The 17703-nt window shown below is 70.2% G+C and carries 15 protein-coding genes and 1 pseudogene; 10 read left to right on the forward strand and 6 right to left on the reverse strand.

Translation table 11 applies throughout. The features are described 5' to 3' along the window. Positions 1–29 precede the first annotated feature (29 nt). Positions 30–1511: a GuaB1 family IMP dehydrogenase-related protein gene (locus ACFE6Z_RS05920; RefSeq protein WP_375384787.1), complete on the forward strand. Its 1482-nt coding sequence runs from the start codon at positions 30–32 to the stop codon at positions 1509–1511. A gap of 3 nt (positions 1512–1514) precedes the next feature. Here the strand turns inward: ACFE6Z_RS05920 and ACFE6Z_RS05925 are convergent, their stop codons facing one another. Beyond that, on the reverse strand, positions 1515–2648 hold the full coding sequence (locus tag ACFE6Z_RS05925; RefSeq protein ID WP_375384788.1) for a glycoside hydrolase family 76 protein: 1134 nt from the start codon (positions 2646–2648) through the stop codon (positions 1515–1517). A gap of 136 nt (positions 2649–2784) precedes the next feature. On the opposite strand from ACFE6Z_RS05925, the gene ACFE6Z_RS05930 reads away from it, so the two are divergent. Together ACFE6Z_RS05930 and ACFE6Z_RS05935 are read left to right on the forward strand one after the other, a co-directional pair. Next, a complete protein-coding gene (locus tag ACFE6Z_RS05930) occupies positions 2785–4155 on the forward strand; it encodes a hemolysin family protein (protein WP_375384996.1) in 1371 nt (456 codons plus the stop codon). Continuing rightward, a complete protein-coding gene (locus tag ACFE6Z_RS05935; protein ID WP_375384789.1) occupies positions 4148–5206 on the forward strand; it encodes a hemolysin family protein in 1059 nt (352 codons plus the stop codon). Before ACFE6Z_RS05930 ends, ACFE6Z_RS05935 begins: the two co-directional genes overlap by 8 nt. 15 nt (positions 5207–5221) lie before the next feature. Here the strand turns inward: ACFE6Z_RS05935 and ACFE6Z_RS05940 are convergent, their stop codons facing one another. Next, positions 5222–6292: an NADH:flavin oxidoreductase/NADH oxidase gene (locus ACFE6Z_RS05940; RefSeq protein ID WP_375384790.1), complete on the reverse strand. Its 1071-nt coding sequence runs from the start codon at positions 6290–6292 to the stop codon at positions 5222–5224. Positions 6293–6339: 47 nt separating this feature from the next. On the opposite strand from ACFE6Z_RS05940, the gene ACFE6Z_RS05945 reads away from it, so the two are divergent. From ACFE6Z_RS05945 to ACFE6Z_RS05960, 4 genes are all read left to right on the forward strand, one after another. Further along, complete coding sequence (locus tag ACFE6Z_RS05945; RefSeq protein WP_375384791.1) at positions 6340–7194, forward strand: NAD(P)H-hydrate dehydratase; 855 nt, start codon at positions 6340–6342, stop codon at positions 7192–7194. Positions 7195–7259: 65 nt separating this feature from the next. Beyond that, on the forward strand, positions 7260–8585 hold the full coding sequence (locus ACFE6Z_RS05950; protein WP_375384792.1) for a glycosyltransferase 87 family protein: 1326 nt from the start codon (positions 7260–7262) through the stop codon (positions 8583–8585). Between the two features lie 13 nt (positions 8586–8598). Then, positions 8599–8937 (forward strand): MTH1187 family thiamine-binding protein, encoded by a 339-nt coding sequence (locus ACFE6Z_RS05955; protein ID WP_375384793.1) that lies wholly within the window; start codon positions 8599–8601, stop codon positions 8935–8937. A 90-nt stretch (positions 8938–9027) separates the two neighbouring features. Then, entirely contained in the window at positions 9028–10260 is a 1233-nt protein-coding gene (locus tag ACFE6Z_RS05960) for an MFS transporter (protein WP_375384794.1), read from the forward strand. Between the two features lie 22 nt (positions 10261–10282). Here ACFE6Z_RS05960 and ACFE6Z_RS05965 read toward each other — a convergent pair whose 3' ends face one another. The 3 genes and pseudogenes from ACFE6Z_RS05965 to ACFE6Z_RS05975 all read right to left on the reverse strand — a co-directional run. Then, positions 10283–11488, reverse strand: coding sequence for a homoserine O-acetyltransferase (locus tag ACFE6Z_RS05965; protein ID WP_375384795.1), 1206 nt, complete (start codon positions 11486–11488; stop codon positions 10283–10285). Positions 11489–11528: 40 nt separating this feature from the next. Beyond that, complete coding sequence (locus tag ACFE6Z_RS05970; protein ID WP_375384796.1) at positions 11529–11939, reverse strand: DUF2332 family protein; 411 nt, start codon at positions 11937–11939, stop codon at positions 11529–11531. 58 nt (positions 11940–11997) lie between these two features. After that, a pseudogene (locus ACFE6Z_RS05975) lies at positions 11998–12564 on the reverse strand (DUF2332 family protein); the annotation flags it as partial. 62 nt (positions 12565–12626) lie between these two features. Here ACFE6Z_RS05975 and ACFE6Z_RS05980 point away from each other — a divergent pair. Then, on the forward strand, positions 12627–13592 hold the full coding sequence (locus ACFE6Z_RS05980) for a hypothetical protein (protein WP_375384797.1): 966 nt from the start codon (positions 12627–12629) through the stop codon (positions 13590–13592). A 29-nt stretch (positions 13593–13621) separates the two neighbouring features. Next, the gene (gene pgi, locus ACFE6Z_RS05985; RefSeq protein ID WP_375384798.1) at positions 13622–15322 is read left to right on the forward strand and encodes a glucose-6-phosphate isomerase; all 1701 of its coding nucleotides are present in this window, start codon (positions 13622–13624) and stop codon (positions 15320–15322) included. A gap of 97 nt (positions 15323–15419) precedes the next feature. On the opposite strand, the gene ACFE6Z_RS05990 is transcribed toward pgi, so the two are convergent. Further along, a complete protein-coding gene (locus ACFE6Z_RS05990) occupies positions 15420–16742 on the reverse strand; it encodes a bifunctional o-acetylhomoserine/o-acetylserine sulfhydrylase (RefSeq protein WP_375384799.1) in 1323 nt (440 codons plus the stop codon). 168 nt (positions 16743–16910) lie between these two features. Between ACFE6Z_RS05990 and ACFE6Z_RS05995 the strand changes: the two genes are divergently transcribed. Continuing rightward, the gene (locus tag ACFE6Z_RS05995; protein WP_375384800.1) at positions 16911–17693 is read left to right on the forward strand and encodes an SDR family oxidoreductase; all 783 of its coding nucleotides are present in this window, start codon (positions 16911–16913) and stop codon (positions 17691–17693) included. The last annotated feature ends 10 nt before the right edge of the window (positions 17694–17703 follow it).

Here is a 17703-nt window from a genome sequence, read left to right on the forward strand (position 1 = left end):
CTCGCTCGCGCAGTCCGCCCCCGCCGTCGATGGCGAATGGTTACCTTAGAAATGTGGAGTTCTACGCAGACCAGCCGGCCCTCGACCTGACCTATTCCGACGTGTTCCTCGTGCCGAGGCGGTCGGCGGTCACGAGCAGGCTGGATGTCGACCTCTCGCCGAGCGACGGCACGACCGCCCGCATCCCGCTCGTCTCGGCCAACATGAACTCCGTCACCGGTCCTCGACTGGCGGCCACCCTGGCGCGCCGCGGCGGCCTCGGAGTGCTCCCGCAGGACATGCCGCTGCAGGAGCTGGACGCCGCGATCCGGTGGGTCAAGGACCAGCCCGTGCCGTGGGACACCCCCGTGATCCTTCCCCCCGAGGCGACCGTCGCCGAGGCGGCGCGCCTGCTGCCGGCCAGCGAAGGCCACGGCATCGTCATCGCGGAGGCCGGTGCCGGCCCGCTGTCGATCGACGACGTCCAGGGCATCGTGCCGGCCTCGCGCCTCGGCACCGCGCTGCCGGACGCGCGCCTGGGCGATCTGGCGCGAGGGCGCACGGCGTCGATCGACGCCGACGACGTCGAGAGCGCGCGGCACGCGTTCGACCTGATCGTGGGGGCAGAGGCCGACACGGTGTGCGTCCTGCACCACGGATTAGTGATCGGCACGCTCTCGCGACGCAGCGCCCTGCGCACCACGCTGTACCGCCCCGCGGTCGACGCGTCGGGTCGCCTGATCGTGGCCGCAGCGGTCGGCATCAACGGGGATGTGGAGGCCAAGGCCCGCGCGCTGGCCGCGGCGGGCGTCGACGTGCTGGTGCTCGACACCGCGCACGGACACCAGGAGGGGATGCTGCGCGCACTGCGCGCCGTCTCATCGCTGCAGCTCGGCATCCCCCTCGTGGCGGGCAACATCGTGACCGCCGAGGGTGTGCACGACCTCGTCTCGGCCGGAGCCGACATCCTCAAAGTCGGTGTCGGACCGGGCGCGATGTGCACCACCCGCATGATGACCGCCGTGGGGCGCCCGCAGTTCTCAGCGGTCCTGGAGACCGCTGAGGCTGCCAGGGTGATGGGGGCGCACGTCTGGGCGGACGGCGGTGTGCGCTATCCGCGCGACGTGGCGCTGGCGCTCGCGGCGGGCGCGGCATCCGTCATGATCGGATCCTGGTTCGCCGGCACGATCGAATCTCCCGGCGAACTGCAGGTCGATGCCGCCGGACGGCTCTACAAGGAGTCGTGGGGGATGGCCTCGACCAAGGCCGTTCACGCACGGTTCGGCCGGCTGGATCCCTACGAGCTCGCCCGCAAGGAGCTCTTCGCCGAGGGCATCTCGTCGTCGAAGATCTACCTCGACCCGCTCCGCCCCGGCCTGGAAGACCTCATCGACATGATCACGTCGGGTGTGCGCTCTTCGTTCACTTATGCCGGCGCGGCCACGGTCGCCGAGTTCCATGAACGGGCCCGCGTGGGGCTGCAGTCCGCCGCGGGCTACGAAGAGGGCAAGGCTCTGCCGGTCAGCTGGTGAGGTTCAGCGGCTGAGGTCGACGGCCGCCTCGAGCGCGAGCCACGCTGACAGCTGCACCGACAGGTCGCCCTCCGCGGTGGCCGATCCGCCCACCGCACCCGCGGTCTTCTCTCCGGGTCGAACGGCCACATCCGGCACGTGCGCCTCCAGCCGCCAGTCGGCCGCGAACACGGGGCGGCCGGCGCGCTCGGCACGTCCTGCCCACGCCGCTTCGGCGCCTCGGAGCACGAGCGAGCGGGCGGATGCTGCGGCCCGCCGCGCGTGCGCATCGGGGTGATCCTGCAACGCGCCGGCGGCCCACGCGAGGTAGCGGCAGGTGATGCCGGCGAACAGGCCGCCGTCGCCGCCGCCCGCCGCGGGGAGCACGCCGTCGCGGCCGGGCTCAGCGCACCAGGCGGCGATCGCGTCGATCAGCGCGACGCCGCGCGCGAGGAAGCGCTCTCCGTGGGGTGCGCGCAGGGCGACTTCCAGCTGTGCGGCCAGCGCCACCCCCTGGCAGTACGTGTACAGCTCGGTGCGCGTCGTCCACGACCCCGGCGCACCGATGATGCCGTCGCGGACGAGCCCGGTGACGGGATCGAGAAGTGTCTCGTCGATCCAGTCCGCGAGGGCGGCCGCGACGCCGACGCGGCCGGTGCGGGCCAGGAGGATCGCGGCAGGGCCGTTCGCGGGCGCATTGAACAGGTCGCTGCCCGTCCGCCAGGGGAGGGCGCCGACGGCAGGGTCGATCGCCGACTCCAGACGCCCGGCGATGCGCCGCACCCCGGCAGCGCCGCGGGTGAGCCGCTCGTCGCGCTGCAGCGCCAGCCCGAGCCACGCGATGTCGTCGTAGAACGGGTTGACCCAGCGTCCGAGGTTCCGCGCGCGCAGCCCTCTGGTCAGCACGGCGGGCCGGCGTCGCCGACCGGGGGTCGGGCGATGTTGGGCCGCATCGACGGCGGCGTCGATCAGGTGCGCCTGCCACCAGAAATGCCACCCGGATGCCTCGTCCCACGCTCCGCGGACACCCGGGCGTGCCGGGTGCGCGGCGCGCGACCACGCGAACGGCCCTGCCCGCCGCACGTACGCGCCGAGCACCGCGTACTCTGCGGCGGCCGCGCGAGCGTTCCAGGTCGCCCGATCCGCAGCATCCGTCATGCGATCATCTTCGCGCGCCCTCCGTTCGCGCGCTCGGTGCGTCCAGCATTCGGCGTAAACTCGTCGACACGATGGACGACCCTCCCAGTAGACGCTCGCCCCACTGCCGAACCTCCCGCGAAGGGAGCGATGCGTGATGGAGTACGTCATGCTCGCAGTGGGGCTCCTGCTCATCGTGGGTACCGGTCTGTTCGTGGCGAGCGAATTCGCGCTGGTCAACCTCGATCGCGCGGATCTGGAAGCGCGGCGCGACAAGGGTGAGACGCGTCTGGTGCTCACGATCGCCGCGCTGAAGATCACCTCGACGCACCTTTCCAGCGCCCAGCTCGGCATCACGCTGACGACGCTGCTCACCGGTTACACGATGGAGCCGGCGATCTCGAGTCTGCTTCGGCCGGTGTTCGTCGCCTGGTCGCTGCCGGAGGGGCTCGTTTCGCCCCTCGCGGTGTTCATCGGCATCACGATCGCGACAGTGCTCTCGATGATCCTCGGCGAGCTCGTGCCGAAGAACTTCGCGCTCGCGATGCCGCGGCAGGCGGCGAAAGTCGTCATGCCGTTCCAGGTCGGGTTCACCGCGGTGTTCCGCCCGGCGGTCACGGTCCTCAACGGCAGCGCGAACGGCATCCTCCGCCTCTTCGGCGTCGAGCCGAAGGAGGAGTTGTCCGGCGCCCGCACCGCCGAGGAGCTCTCGAGTCTGGTCCGGCGATCGGCCAGCGCCGGAGTGCTCGAAGAAGCCACCGCATCGCTGCTTGACCGCAGCCTCACCTTCTCGCGACTGAGCGCTGCCGACGTCATGACCCCGCGCCCGAGCGTGCACGCGCTCGCAGCCGACGACAACGCCGACGACGTGATCCAGCTCGCCCGGCGCACCGGCCACAGCAGGTTCCCGGTCTACGGCGACGACATGGACGACATCGTCGGCATCGTGCATCTGAAGGCCGCCGTGAGCGTCCCGCGTGAGCGTCGTGCCGAGGTCCCGGTGGCCGCGCTGGCGACCGAGCCGCTGCGCATGCCCGAAGCGGTGCACCTGGACACCCTGCTCGCAGAGCTGCGCGCCCGTGGCTACCAGATGGGCATCGTGGTCGACGAATACGGCGGCACCGCCGGTGTCGTGACGCTCGAAGACCTGGTCGAGGAGATCGTCGGCGAGGTGCTCGACGAGCACGACCGCCGCCGCGCCGGCATCGTCCGGGCCGGTGACTCGCTCACGATGCCTGGCGACCTCCGCCCCGACGAGATCCTCGACCGCACCGGCATCCGCGTGCCCGAGGGCGATGTCTACGACACCGTCGGCGGCTACCTGATGAGCGTGCTGGAGCGCATCCCGGCCGTGGGCGATGCCGTCGAGATCGCGGACGGCACCCTGACCGTGCAGCGGATGACGGGGCGCCGGGTCGAGCGCGTCATGTTCACGCCCGGCGTGCGCGATGCCGCGACCCTTGCGAGCAACCCCACCGCACCTGCGGCGGGCTCCTCCTCGACGCGGAAGGGAGCACGCGATGAATGACTGGGCGGGAATCGCCTGGCTGGTCGTGCTGCTGGCCTTCAACGCGTTCTTCGTCGGCGCCGAATTCGCCGTCATCTCCGCACGCCGATCGCAGATCGAGCCACTTGCCGAGAAGGGATCGCGGTCGGCCAAGACCGCGCTCTACGCGATGGAGCACGCGACCCGGATGCTCGCGACGAGCCAGCTCGGCATCACGATCTGCTCGCTGCTGATCCTGAATGTGTCCGAGCCGGCGATCCACCACCTTCTCGCAGGTCCGCTCGGCCTGACGGGGCTCGCCGAGACGACGGTCGATGTGATCGCGTTCGTCGTCGCGTTGCTGGTCGTCTCCTACCTCCACGTCGTGTTCGGCGAGATGGTGCCGAAGAACCTCGCGTTCTCGGTGCCCGATCGTGCCGTGCTGATGCTCGCGACGCCCCTCGTCTGGGTGTCGCGGGTGTTCCACCCGGTCATCGTCGCGTTGAACTGGACGGCCAACAGCATCCTGCGACTGTTCCGTGTCGAACCGAAGGATGAGGCGACGTCGACCTTCACGCTCGATGAGGTCGCGACGATCGTGAATCAGTCGCGTATGGAAGGCGTGCTCCACGACTCCGCCGGCACGGTGGTGGCCGCGGTCGAGTTCAGCGACAAGAAGGCGGGCGACATCGCGGTGCCGCTGGCCGAACTGGTCACACTGCCCGAGTCGACGACCCCCGACGAGATCGAGCGGGCGGTCGCGACACACGGGTTCTCGCGGTACGTGATCGTGGATGCCGCGGGTGACCCGGTCGGGTACGTCCACCTGAAGGACGTCCTCCGCTCTGCCGACAGCTCCCGTGCGCACGCGCATGTGGGGCGCCGGATCGCACCCAAGCGCATCCACCAGATGGTTCCCGTGCTCGACACCACCGATCTGGAGGATGCGCTGGCGCTCATGCGCCGCGCGGGTCGCCACCTCGCCCAGGTGCGCGACCACGAGGGCCAGACCATCGCCGTGCTGTTCCTCGAGGACATCATCGAGGAGCTCGTGGGCGAGGTGCAGGATGCGACCCGCCGGGGTCGCCGCTGAGTCCGGTGGCTTTCCTCAGGCGGTGCGGTGCCGGGCCCGCACGTACTGCTTCGGCCAGTACTCGATGTCGTCGCCGAGTTCGGCCGCCGCTCGGAGCGCGAAGTGAGGATCGCGGAGCCATTCGCGCCCAGCCATGATCGCATCGGCCTGGCCCGCCACGAGGATCTGCTCCGCCTGTGCGGCATTCGTGATCAGCCCGACCGCGCTCACCGGCATGCCCGCCTCGCGCACGTGCGCGGCCAGCGCCACCTGATAGCCGGGCCCCACCGTGACGCTCTGGTGGGCGACGAGTCCGCCGCTGGAGATGTCGAAGAAGTCCGCGCCCGCATCGCGTGCCCACCCTGCGACCGTCGCCACCTCTTCGACGGTCAGGCCGCCGTCGGCCCAGTCTGTGGCGGAGAACCGCACGAACAGCGCGGCGTCGGGCGCAGCATCCCGCACCGCCTCGACGATCCGGACGAGGAGCCGGGCGCGGCCACGGAGCGAACCGCCGTACTCGTCGGTGCGGAGATTGCTCAGGGGCGAGAGGAACTCGTGGAGGAGGTACCCGTGCGCGGCGTGGAGCTCGAGCACCTGGAAGCCTGCGGCGACCGCGCGCACGGAGGCGGCGGCGAAGTCGGCCACGACGGCGTCGATGCCGGCTGCATCCAGCGCGACCGGCTCGGCGTAGCCGTCGAACGCGATGGCCGACGGGGCCACCGCGCTCCATCCGCCGGCCTCGGCGGGCACCGAGCCGTGCGTGCCCGAGAACGGCGACCAGGTCGAGGCTTTTCGACCGGCGTGGGCGAGCTGCACGCCCGGCACCGCGCCGCGAGAGCGGATCGCCTCGACGATCGGCTGCCACGCGTCGCGTTGCTCGTCGTTCCAGATCCCGACGTCTTCGAGCGAGATCCGGCCTTCGGGAGACACCGCTGTCGCTTCGGCGATGACGATCCCCGCCCCGCCGGAGGCGAACTGCGCCAGATGCGTGTGGTGCCATTCCTGCGGCATTCCATCCACTGCGCTGTACTGGCACATCGGCGCCACCCACAGCCGGTTGCGCGCGGTGACCCCGCGCACGGTGAGGGGCGAGAAGAGGGTGCTCATGCAAGACTCCAGCGGGGGTTCGGGGTCACGGCCGCTATCGTGGGCCAGTGACCCGACGGTGGACAGCGCAGGACGCGGCTCGCGTCCTGCGTGAGCCAACGGCCGCCGACGACAAGTATTCCCGCGGCGTGGTCGGCATGCGCACCGGATCGCAGACCTACCCGGGGGCGGCGGTGCTCGGGGTCGAGGCCGCCTGGCGCGCGGGCGCCGGCATGGTGCGCTACATCGGCCCCGAGCGGCCGACCTCGCTCGTGCTGGCCCGTCGGCCCGAGACCGTCGCGGTCGATGGACGCGTGCAGGCCTGGGTGCTGGGCTCCGGCACTGATCCGACGGAGCGTACGGACGCCGAAACCGGGGCGCTGCGCGAAGTGCTGGCGGGCTCCGTCCCCGTGGTGGTGGACGCCGGCGCGCTCGAGCTCGCGGTGGGTGCGTCTGCGCCGCTCGTCGTCACACCGCACGGACGCGAGCACGACCGGCTGCGGGCCGCACTGGGGCTGGATGCGGTGCCTTCGGATGCGGACGACGCCGACCGCGAGGCATCCGCCCTCCAGAGCGCATCCGCACTCGGCGCGACCGTGCTCCTGAAGGGCGCCGTGACGATCGTCGCCGCCCCCGACGGCTGGTCGGCGCGCGTCGAGAACGGGACACCGTGGCTCTCGACCGCCGGGACCGGCGACGTGCTGGCCGGCGTGCTCGGAGCCGTGCTGGCCGCCGACGGGGGAGCGGGCGCGCCGCACCGGCTGGGCGAGATCGCCGCCACGGCCGCGTGGCTGCACGGCCGGGCGGGCACGCTCGCGGCGATCGCCGCCGGTCGCTCGGAGTACGAGACGGGCCCGATCACCGCCCTGGACGTCGCCGCTCATCTGCCGTTCGCCGTCGCGGAGGTGCTCGCGGCACGCTGATCCGCTGAGCGCCTTCACAGGCAACCGACACAGTAGCGGCATACGCCGCCCGGTAGAATCGGCGGGTGTCCAAGCGCGCCATCCTGTGGATCGCATTCCTCGTCGTTCATTTCGTCGTGGCAATGCTCGGCTGGTGGTGGCCGAACGCACCCATGGGCGACGTGTACCTCGTCTACGACCCCTGGTCGGCGGCGGCGGTCGCCGGCGGCATAGTAGACGGACACAACGTCGGCATCGTCGGTCTCACGGTGCCATGGGTGTATCCGCAGCTCGCACTGCTGCCCATGGTGCTCGCCAAGGCATTCGCGTGGATCAACGGATACATCGTCGGCTGGGCGATCCTCGTCGCGGTCGTCGATGCGCTCGCGTTCGCGATGCTCGTCGGCAAGGGGCGTTCGAACGGGCGCAACGTCGCCGCGGCGTTCTGGCTCGCGTTCATCCTGCTGCTGGGCCCCGTCCACCTCTACCGGCTCGACGGCTTCACGATGCCGATCGTGCTCGCGGGGTGCCTGTGGCTCGTCGGGCGCCCATGGCTGGGCGCGAGTCTCCTCGCGATCGCGACCTGGATCAAGGTGTGGCCTGCCGCGCTCATCGCCGCCGCGTTCATCGCCGTGCGCCGTCGCCTGGCCATCCTGGGCGGTGTCGTCGCCGTCTCGGCTGTCACCCTGGGCACGGTGATCATCGCCGGCGGCGGTGCCTACGCATTCGGCTTCATCAGCGACCAGACCGGTCGCGGCCTTCAGATCGAGGCGCCGATCAGCACGTTCTACATGTGGCGCGCGGCGCTCATGCTGCCCGACTCGGCCATCAACTACGACCCCGACATGCTCACCTTCCAGGTCACCGGCCCCGGTCTGAACGTCGTGATCGCAATCATGACGCCGCTGCTGGCGCTCGCCGTGCTGTCGGTCGCAGCGCTCGGCGCCTTCAAAGCCTGGCGTCGCGCATCGTTCGTATCGCTGTTCCCGGCCCTCGCCCTCGGCCTCGTGCTCGCGTTCATCGTCTTCAACAAGGTGGGTTCACCACAGTACATCTCGTGGATCGCCGCTCCGCTGGCCGTCGGTCTCGTGATCGACCGGAAGCGCTGGATGAAGCCGGCCTGGCTCGGACTGGGCATCGCGCTCATGACGCAGGCCATCTATCCCCTCGCGTACGGCGGTCTGATGTTGAAGTGGCCCGAGCCCTTCCCGGTGCTGCTGCTGACGATCCGCAACGGGCTGCTCGTCGTGCTCTTCGTCTGGGCCGTCATGCGACTGGTGCGGGTGCCCACACGCGTCCAGGCGATCGCGGCGGCGTCGACGGCGAGCACCGCGCCGGCGGGCATGCCCGTAGCGACGACCCCCGCTCCGGCGAGCGCGCTGGCCTCCGAGCGCGCGTTCGTGGAATCCTGATCGGGGCGCCGCTGTGCTGATCGCGTTCTCGGTCGCCCCGTCGGGCGCAGGTGAGGTCCCCCTCGGTCCGGATGGTTCGGTCCACGACGCCGTCGCGGCCGCCGTGCGCGTGGTCCGCGAATCCGGACTCCCCAATCGCACGACCTCGATGTTCACCGAGGTCGAGGGCGAATGGGACGAGGTCATGGATGTCGTGCGCCGCGCGACCGAGGCGGTCATGCCCTACGGCTCGCGGGTGTCGCTCGTACTCAAGGCCGACATCAGGCCGGGTTTCGCAGGAGAGATCGACGGCAAGATCGCGCGCCTCGAAGGTGCGCTCGGCGAGGCCGAGGAGAACACGCGAAACGGTTGATGCCGCACGCGCTCGCGATGACGGGGCGAACGTATTCAACTTACGTCGAATCGATTCGACAAGAGCGCTCGATCGGGCTATCGTGATCGCGTGACCTCCTCGACTCTCTCGAGGGGCGCGGCGACGTGGGCGCTCCTCTCTCTCGCGATCGGCAGCTTCGGCATCGGCATGACCGAGTTCGTGGTCATGGGTCTGCTGCCGAACATCGCGGGCGATCTGCTCCCCGCGACATTCGCCACGCGCCCCGAGGACGCGATCTCCCAGGCCGGATGGCTGATCAGCGCATACGCCCTCGGCGTGGTGGTCGGCGCGCCCACCATCGCGGCGCTCGTCGCACGGTATCCGCGCCACCGCGTCATGTTCATCCTGGCCCTCGCGCTCACGGTCTTCACCGCTCTCACGTTCCTCGCTCCGTCGTTCGGCTGGGTCGCCGCATCCCGATTCCTCGCGGGCCTTCCGCACGGCGCGTACTTCGGCATCGGCGCGCTCGTGGCCGCGGACGTGCTCGGGCCGGGCAATCGCGCCAAGGGCGTGGCGTTCGTACTCACCGGCCTCACCGTCGCCAACGTGATCGGAGTGCCGGTAGGCACCTTCCTCGGTCAGCAGTTCGGGTGGCGTGCAGCGTTCCTGGTGGTCACGGGCATCTTCGCGCTCGCCGCGGTGGCGATCGCATTCTTCGTTCCGCCGCATGCGGGCGATCCGCTGCGCACGCTCCGGGCGGAGCTCGGCGTCTTCCGGATCGGCCAGGTGTGGCTCACCCTCGGGATCGGGGCCATCGGCTTCGGCGGGTTCTTCGCCGTCTACAGCTACGTGGCGCCGTTGATCACCGAGGTGGCCGGTTCACCGGCGTGGGCTGTGCCGATCATCCTCGTCATCACGGGACTCGGGATGACGGTGGGCAACCTCGTCGGTGGGCATCTGGCCGATGTCGACCTGCGTCGCACCCTGACGTTCGGACTGTTCGTGCTCGCCGTGGTCCTCGCCGGCGTCGCCCTCACCGCGCAGTGGGTGTACGCCCTGGCCGTGCTCATCTTCGCGATCGGATTCGTCTCAGCCGGGATCAGCCCGGCGATCCAGACGCGGCTGATGGAGGTCGCCGGAGACAATCAGTCGATCGCCGCCGCGCTCAACCATTCGGCGTTGAACATGGGCAACAGCGCCGGCGCGTTCCTCGGCGGTGTCGTCATCGCGCTCGGCTGGGGCTTCGTCGCATCGCCGTGGGTCGGCGTCGTGCTCGCGCTGATCGGCGCAGCACTCGTCATCGTCAGCTACGCCGCGCAGGACCGCAGGCAGGCGGCGGCCCGGCTGAAGGTCTCGGTCTGATCCGGCCATGAGCCGGAGGCGCTCACGACTCGAGCAGCCGCCGCAGGTGCGCGCCGACCGCGTGCGTCTCGATGAGGAAGCCGTCGTGCCCGAAGTCGCTCGCGAGCACGACCGCACGGTCGCCGTCGAGGGTGTTCGGGATCGAACGGGCGATCCGGTGCTGCCCGTCGATCGGGAAGAGACGGTCGGTGTCGATCCCGAGCACCAGGGTCGTCGCCGTGACGCCGGCCAGAGCATCCTCCACGCCGCCCCTTCCGCGACCGACGTCGTGCGAGTTCATCGCCTCGACGAGCGTGATGTACGAATTGGCGTCGAAGCGGCGGGTGAACTTGTTGCCGTGGAAGTCGAGGTATGACGTCACGGCGAAGCGGCCGCCGTGCCCGAGGGGGCTGACCCCGGACTGCCAGGAGCGCTGGAAGCGCTGATTCAGCTCGGTGGGCGACCGGTAGTTCAGCAGCGCCATGCGCCGCGCGAGGGCGAGCCCGCGATGCGGGCCGCCGCCGTCGCCCGAATCGTAGTATTCGCCGCCGTGGAAGCGCGGGTCGATATGGATCGCCTCCAGCTGCACGGAATTCAGTGCGATCTGGTCGGCCGTGTTGACGGGAGGCGCCGAGAGCACGCCGACGCGCGCCACGCGATCAGGAGTGCCGATGGCCCACTCGAGGGCGTGCATGCCCCCCATCGAGCCGCCCACGACCGCAGCCCAGACGTCGATCCCGAGCGCGTCGGCCAGGCGGACCTGCGCGGCGACCTGATCGCGGATCGTCAGGTACGGAAAGCGCGAGGCCCACTCGTACCCGGTCGGACCGATGCTCGCCGGACCGGTCGAGCCCTGGCATCCGCCCAGCATGTTCGGCGCGACGACGAACCAGCGGTCGGTGTCGATCGGCGCGCCGGGCCCGACGATGTCGTCCCACCAGCCGGCGGTCGGATGCCCCGGCCCGGCCGGGCCGCGCACGTGACTGTCGCCGGTCAGGGCGTGCAGGATGAGCACCGCGTTGTCGCGCGCGGCGTTGAGCTCACCCCACGTCTCGTACGCGAGACGGTAGCCGGGTAGCTCGCGGCCGCCCTCGGTACGGAATGCGCCGAACCCCGCGAAGAACCGCTCGCCCACGGGATCGCCGTCGCGCCACGCGCCCGTGACGGGCGGCCGGCCCAACAGCAGACGGGCGTCGGCCTCGGTCACCGGTGCCGAGGGCACGGTGTCTTCGGAGGTCTGCCAGTCCATCCCCCCATTGTCGTGGGTCGGATGCTGTAGGCGGGGCGTGTTACGGGGTTCGGCCCGGGGCGCGGAACGGGAGCGTCTCGTAGAGGGCGCCGTGCTGGCCCGCGAAGGCGACCGCGCGTGCGTCGATCGTCTGCACGAAGCGGTGCGAAGCATCGGCATCGTGGGGCACCTGCGCGTCGATCTCGGGGAGGGTGCCCATCGTCTCGTTCGAAATCCAGACCACCCGCCGCCCGATCGCCGCGCCGAGACCGGTGACGAGGTCGGCGAAGCTTCTGCGCTGCCGATCGTCGAGGTAGAGCAGCACGGCGCTGTGGTACACGACGAGGGTCGCTCCGGCAGGAGCATCCGCTGCGACATCCGTCAGCCGTTCGAGCAGGTCGCCCGCGACGATCTCCGGCGGGTCGGCGGCGACGATCGCGGCTGCGCCCCGGAGCCGCGCGACGCGCGTCATGGTGGGGCCCCGGCCAGATGAGTGTCTCGAGCCACGCGATGACCTCGGGGTCGGCCGCGTCGAGCGGGTTCAGATCGATGCCTCGCCGCCACACGACCTCGGGCATTCGCGCAGGGGCCGATGCCGCAGCGTCGAGCGCGCACGCGAGGGTGAACGAGCTCGGGGCATCTTCGGGATCGGTGCGGTCGGGATCGATGCGGAAGGTGCCGGACGGCGTCGAGTACTCGACGCTGTAGCGGTCGGGATACAGGCACAGCCCCGCGGCGGTGCCGACTTCCAGCAGAGCGAGCGGCCCGTCGATCCGCGAGAGAGGGGGCAGCAGTGTCGCGCAGCGGTTCGGCTCGTTGGTCTGCGTCGTGCGACTCATCGCGGTCGCGAGCACCCGATCCCAGTGCGCGAGCAGCCAGTCGCGCCAGCGCGGGTACGGGGCGAGCGGACACCCCTCCCACCGAGCGGCGGCGAAGATCAGATTGGGCTGGTGCTTGGCTCGCGGAAGCGGGCGCAGCAGGTCGAGCACCTCGGCATCCGTGGCGATCCCGGTCGCCCACTCCTCGTAGAGGGGCGAGGTGTCATGCGCCCACCGGCGCCCGAAGTCGTCGTAGACGGCCGCGATCCGCTCTTCCACGGCACCACCCTAGGCCCGCTGGTCCCCGAGCCGGTGTCGGCGCCGAGTCGTACACTCCGGGAATGGACGTGATCGGCTATCTCCTCGACGGCGACCCGGCGATCGCCTGGCAGGTCATGCGCGACCTCACCGATGCCGAGCCCGACGAGATCGCTGCGGTGCGCGCCCGCGTGGCCACCGAAGGGTGGGGTGCGCAACTGCTGGACGCGCAGGCCGACGACGGCCTGTGGGACGGCGGCGTGTACCGCCCGGGGTGGGTGGATGAGGATCGTCCGTTCTACGACGCGTGGAGCGCGACGCATCCGACTCTCGAGATGCTCCGCATCTACGGCGTCGATCCCGCGAGCCCAGCGGTGAGCCGAGCCGTGGCGAGGGTGCGCGACAACGTGCGGTGGAGCAACGCCGGCGAGCCGTACTTCGAGGGCGAGGTCGAGCCGTGCATCAACGGCGGCGCGCTCGCGAACGCCGCGTACTTCGGGCAGGACGGGTCGAAGATCGTCGAGACCCTGCTGAAGACCCGCCTGTCGGACGGCGGGTGGAACTGCTGGGACGAAGACGGCACGAGCCCTTCCTCGTTCCATTCCACGCTCTGCGCCCTCGAAGGACTGTGGGCGTGGGAGAGCGCGACTGCCGAGGGAGCGGATGCTCTCGCCCAGGCACGCCACGCCGGTGAGGAGTACCTGCTCGCACGCCGCCTGATGTTCCGCGCGAGCGACGGCGGTCCCGTCGATCCGCGCTTCCTGCTCACCTCGTTCCCGTCGCGCTGGTACTACGACGTGCTGCGGGCGCTGGACTACTTCCGGCTCGCTCGTCCGGAGCGCGATCCCCGATGTGCGGATGCCGTCGAGCTCGTGCGCGGCAAGATGCTGCCGTTCGGGCTCTGGAAGCTCGAGAACACTCACCAGGGGTCGACCCTGTTCGAGATGGAGGCCGAGCACGAAGGCTTCCCGAGCCGGTGGATCACCCTCCGCGCGCTGCGCGTGCTCAGATGGTGGGACAACCCGAACAGTCTTCCCCCGGCCGGTTGACGGCAACCCTGCGGCGCTAGGGTCGGAGGATGACGACGCCGATCGATCCCACCACGACCCCCGCCTGGGCTGAGCTCGAGGCCCTGCACGCGACCTTCACCCCCGACCTGCGCGGGTGGTTCGACAAGGACTGGGGTCGCGTCGAGCAGCTCTCGTTCCCGCTCGCCGACCTCCACGTCGACCTCTCGAAGAATCTCGTCACCGCCGAGATCCTGAAGGCGCTGGTCGCACTCGCCGAGCAGACCGGGGTGGCCGAGCGCTACGCCGAGATGCTCTCCGGTGTGCATCTGAACACGACGGAGGATCGCGCGGTCCTCCACACCGCCCTGCGGCGGCCGCCCGGTGCCGCCCCCGAACTCGTCGTCGACGGCCAGCACATCGACACCGATGTGCAGGGGGTGCTCGATGCGCTCTCGGCCTTCGCCGACCGTGTCCGCTCCGGCGACTGGCTGGGGGTCACGGGCAAGAAGGTCACGCACGTCGTCGGCATCGGGATCGGGGGGTCCGATCTCGGCCCCGTGATGGTCTACGAGGCGCTCAAGCCGTACGCGAATGCCGGCATCCAGGCGCGCTTCGTCTCCAACATCGACCCGACCGACATCGCCGAGAAGACCGCCGACCTCGACCCCGAGACCACGCTGTTCATCGTCGCCTCCAAAACCTTCACGACCCTCGAGACCCTCACGAACGCGCGCTTGGCCCGCGATTGGCTGTGGGCGGGCTTGACCGCGGGCGGCGCGATCGACGGAACGGATGCCGCCAAGACCGACGCCGTCTCGCACCACTTCGTCGCGGTGTCCACGGCGCTCGACAAGGTCGAGGCATTCGGCATCGACCCCGCGAACGCATTCGGGTTCTGGGACTGGGTGGGCGGCCGATATTCGGTCGACTCGGCGATCGGGCTCTCGCTGGCGATCGCGTTCGGACCCGACGCCTTCCGCGACCTGCTCGCCGGTTTCCACGCTGTCGACGTCCATGTCGCCACGACCCCGCTCGCCCAGAACATGCCCGTGCTGATGGGGCTGCTGAACGTCTGGTACACGAACTTCCTCGGCGCGCAGACGCACGCCGTGCTGCCGTACGCGCAACAGCTCAGTCGCTTCCCGGCCTACCTGCAGCAGCTCACGATGGAATCCAACGGAAAGTCCGTGCGCTGGGACGGCTCGCCGGTCACGACCGACACGGGCGAGGTGTACTGGGGCGAACCGGGCACCAACGGTCAGCACGCGTTCTACCAGCTGATCCACCAGGGCACGCGCGTGATCCCGGCCGATTTCATCGCGTTCGCGAACCCCGCCTACCCGCTCGCCGACGACGGGCGTGACGTGCACGCGCTGTTCCTGGCGAACTTCCTCGCCCAGACCAAGGCGCTCGCGTTCGGCAAGACCGCGGAAGAGGTCGAGGCCGAGGGCACCACCGGAGCGCTGGTGGCTGCGCGCACCTTCTCGGGCAACCGCCCCACGACGTCGATCATCGCCCCGGCGCTGACCCCGTCTGTCCTCGGTCAGCTGATCGCGCTCTACGAGCACATCGTGTTCACGCAGGGCACGATCTGGGGCATCAACTCCTTCGACCAGTGGGGCGTCGAGCTCGGCAAGCAGCTCGCGCTGCAGATCGCGCCGGCGATCGAGGGCGACGGTGCCGGTGATGACGCTCGTGATGCTCTCGTGAAGCAGGATGCCTCGACCCAGGCGCTGATCCAGTACTACCGCGCACACCGCAACGTCTGACCCTTCGCGCGTCATCCACGCCCGCTCACCGGACGCGAGACGCCCTTCGTGTCGTGCACGAAGGGCGTCTCGGGTCAGGCGGGCAATGCGGGTTGCGTCAGGCGCGCGCGGCCTCCGCAACGCGACGGGCGGCGTCCAGCGCCTGCTCGAGGTCGGCCTCGAGGTCGTCGATGTTCTCGAGTCCGACCGAGAGACGCACGAGCCCGGGCGTGACCCCCGAGGTCAGCTGCTGCTCAGGGGTGAGCTGCGAGTGGGTCGTCGAGGCCGGGTGGATCACGAGCGAGCGCACGTCGCCGATGTTGGCGAGGTGGCTGAAGAGGGTCAGGCTGTTGACGAACTCGCGCCCGGCCTCCACTCCGCCCTTCAGCTCGAACGACAGGACGGCGCCGACGCCCTTGGGCGCGTACTGGTTGGCAGTCGCGTACCACGGCGAGGTCGGCAGGCCGGAGTAGTTCACCGACGCGACGTCATCGCGATTCTCGAGCCATTCGGCGATCTCCTGTGCATTCTGCACGTGCCGCTCGATGCGCAGCGACAGGGTCTCGATGCCCTGGATGAGCAGCCATGCGCTGATCGGGGCGATCGCGGCACCGAGGTCGCGCAGCAGCTGCACGCGCGCCTTGATGATGTACGCGAGACCATCGCCGACGGCTGCCGTGTAGCTGGCGCCGTGGTACGACGGGTCGGGGACGGTGAGGCCCGGGAACTTGTCGACGTTCTTCGACCACTCGAACGTGCCGCCGTCGACGATGATGCCGCCGATCGTCGTGCCGTGGCCGCCGAGGAACTTCGTGGCCGAGTGCACGACGATGTCGGCACCGAACTCGAACGGCTTGATCAGGTACGGGGTCGCGATCGTGTTGTCGACGATCAGCGGAACGCCGTTGGTGTGCGCCACGTCGGCGACCTTGCGGATGTCGAGGATGTTGATCTTGGGGTTGCCGATGGTCTCGGCGAAGAACAGCTTGGTGTTGGGGCGCACGGCGGCGGCCCACTCCTCGGCGTCGTCCTGATTCTCGACGAACGTCGTCTCGATGCCGAGCTTGGCGAGCGTGTACTTGAAGAGGTTGTACGTGCCGCCGTAGATCGACGACGACGACACGATGTGGTCGCCGGCCTCGGCGATGTTGAGGACGGCGTAGGTCTCGGCGGCCTGGCCGCTCGCGACCAGCAGGGCGCCGGTTCCGCCTTCGAGCGCCGCGAGGCGCTGCTCGACGACGTCCTGGGTGGGGTTCTGGATGCGCGTGTAGATATTGCCGAATTCAGCGAGCGCGAACAGGTTCGCGGCGTGATCGGCGCTGTCGAACACGTAGGAGGTCGTCTGGTAGATGGGAGTGGCGCGAGCCTTGGTGACCGGATCGGGCGCGGCGCCCGAGTGGATCTGCTTGGTCTCGAAACGCCAGTTCTCGGGGAGTGCCATGGCCGTGCTCCTGCTTCGCTCGGGTGGGACCACGGTTGCGCCGATGCGCCGGGTCTGATTGCGAGCGTAGGTGCGGCATCCTCCGTCGACAACGGACGGGCAATGTTACGTAACACAATCCGGTCGCTGCGCCTGGGTAGCCTTGAGCGGAGACAGCAGGGGGAACACATGGCACGACGAGCGGTGGTGACCGGGGCGAGCTCCGGGATCGGTGAGGCGACGGCGCGTGCGCTGCGGGCGAGCGGCTGGGATGTGGTGGGCGTCGCACGCCGCGCCGACCGGCTGGATGCGTTGCAGGCGGATGCCGGGATCACCGGGTTCGCGGCAGACCTGACCGCGCAGGCCGACGTCGATGCGCTCGCCGTGTGGCTCGCCGAGACCGGACCCGTCCACGCGCTCGTGCAGGTCGCGGGCGGCGCACGCGGCACCGAGCGGGTGGAGGACGGATACGCCGAAGACTGGGAGTGGATGTTCCAGATCAACGTGGTGGCCACCCAGCGGCTCGTCGCGGCTCTGCTTCCGCAGCTGCGCGCGGCCGCAGCATCCGATGGGCATGCCGACACCGTCTTCGTGACCTCCACCGCTGCGCAGACGGCGTATCCGGGCGGCGCGGGGTACAACGCCGCCAAGGCCGGCGAGTCGATGCTCGCCCACGCGCTCCGGCTCGAGCTCGCCGGTGAGCCGATCCGCGTCGTCGAGGTCGCGCCGGGGATGGTGCGGACCGAGGAGTTCACGGTGAACCGGCTCGGCGGAGACGCCGACGCGGCAGACGCGGTCTACAACGGCGTCGAGGCTCCGCTGGTCGCAGCCGACGTGGCCGACGTGATCGCCTACGCGCTGAACTCCCCGGCGCACGTCAACCTCGACCTGATCACGATGCGCCCGGTGGCCCAGTCCGCGCAGCACCTGCTCACCCGCGGACCGCTGCGCGTGCGCCCGCCGCACGTGTGACCGCTCTACG

Source organism: uncultured Microbacterium sp. (genome assembly GCF_964244775.1).
GTDB lineage: Bacteria > Actinomycetota > Actinomycetes > Actinomycetales > Microbacteriaceae > Microbacterium.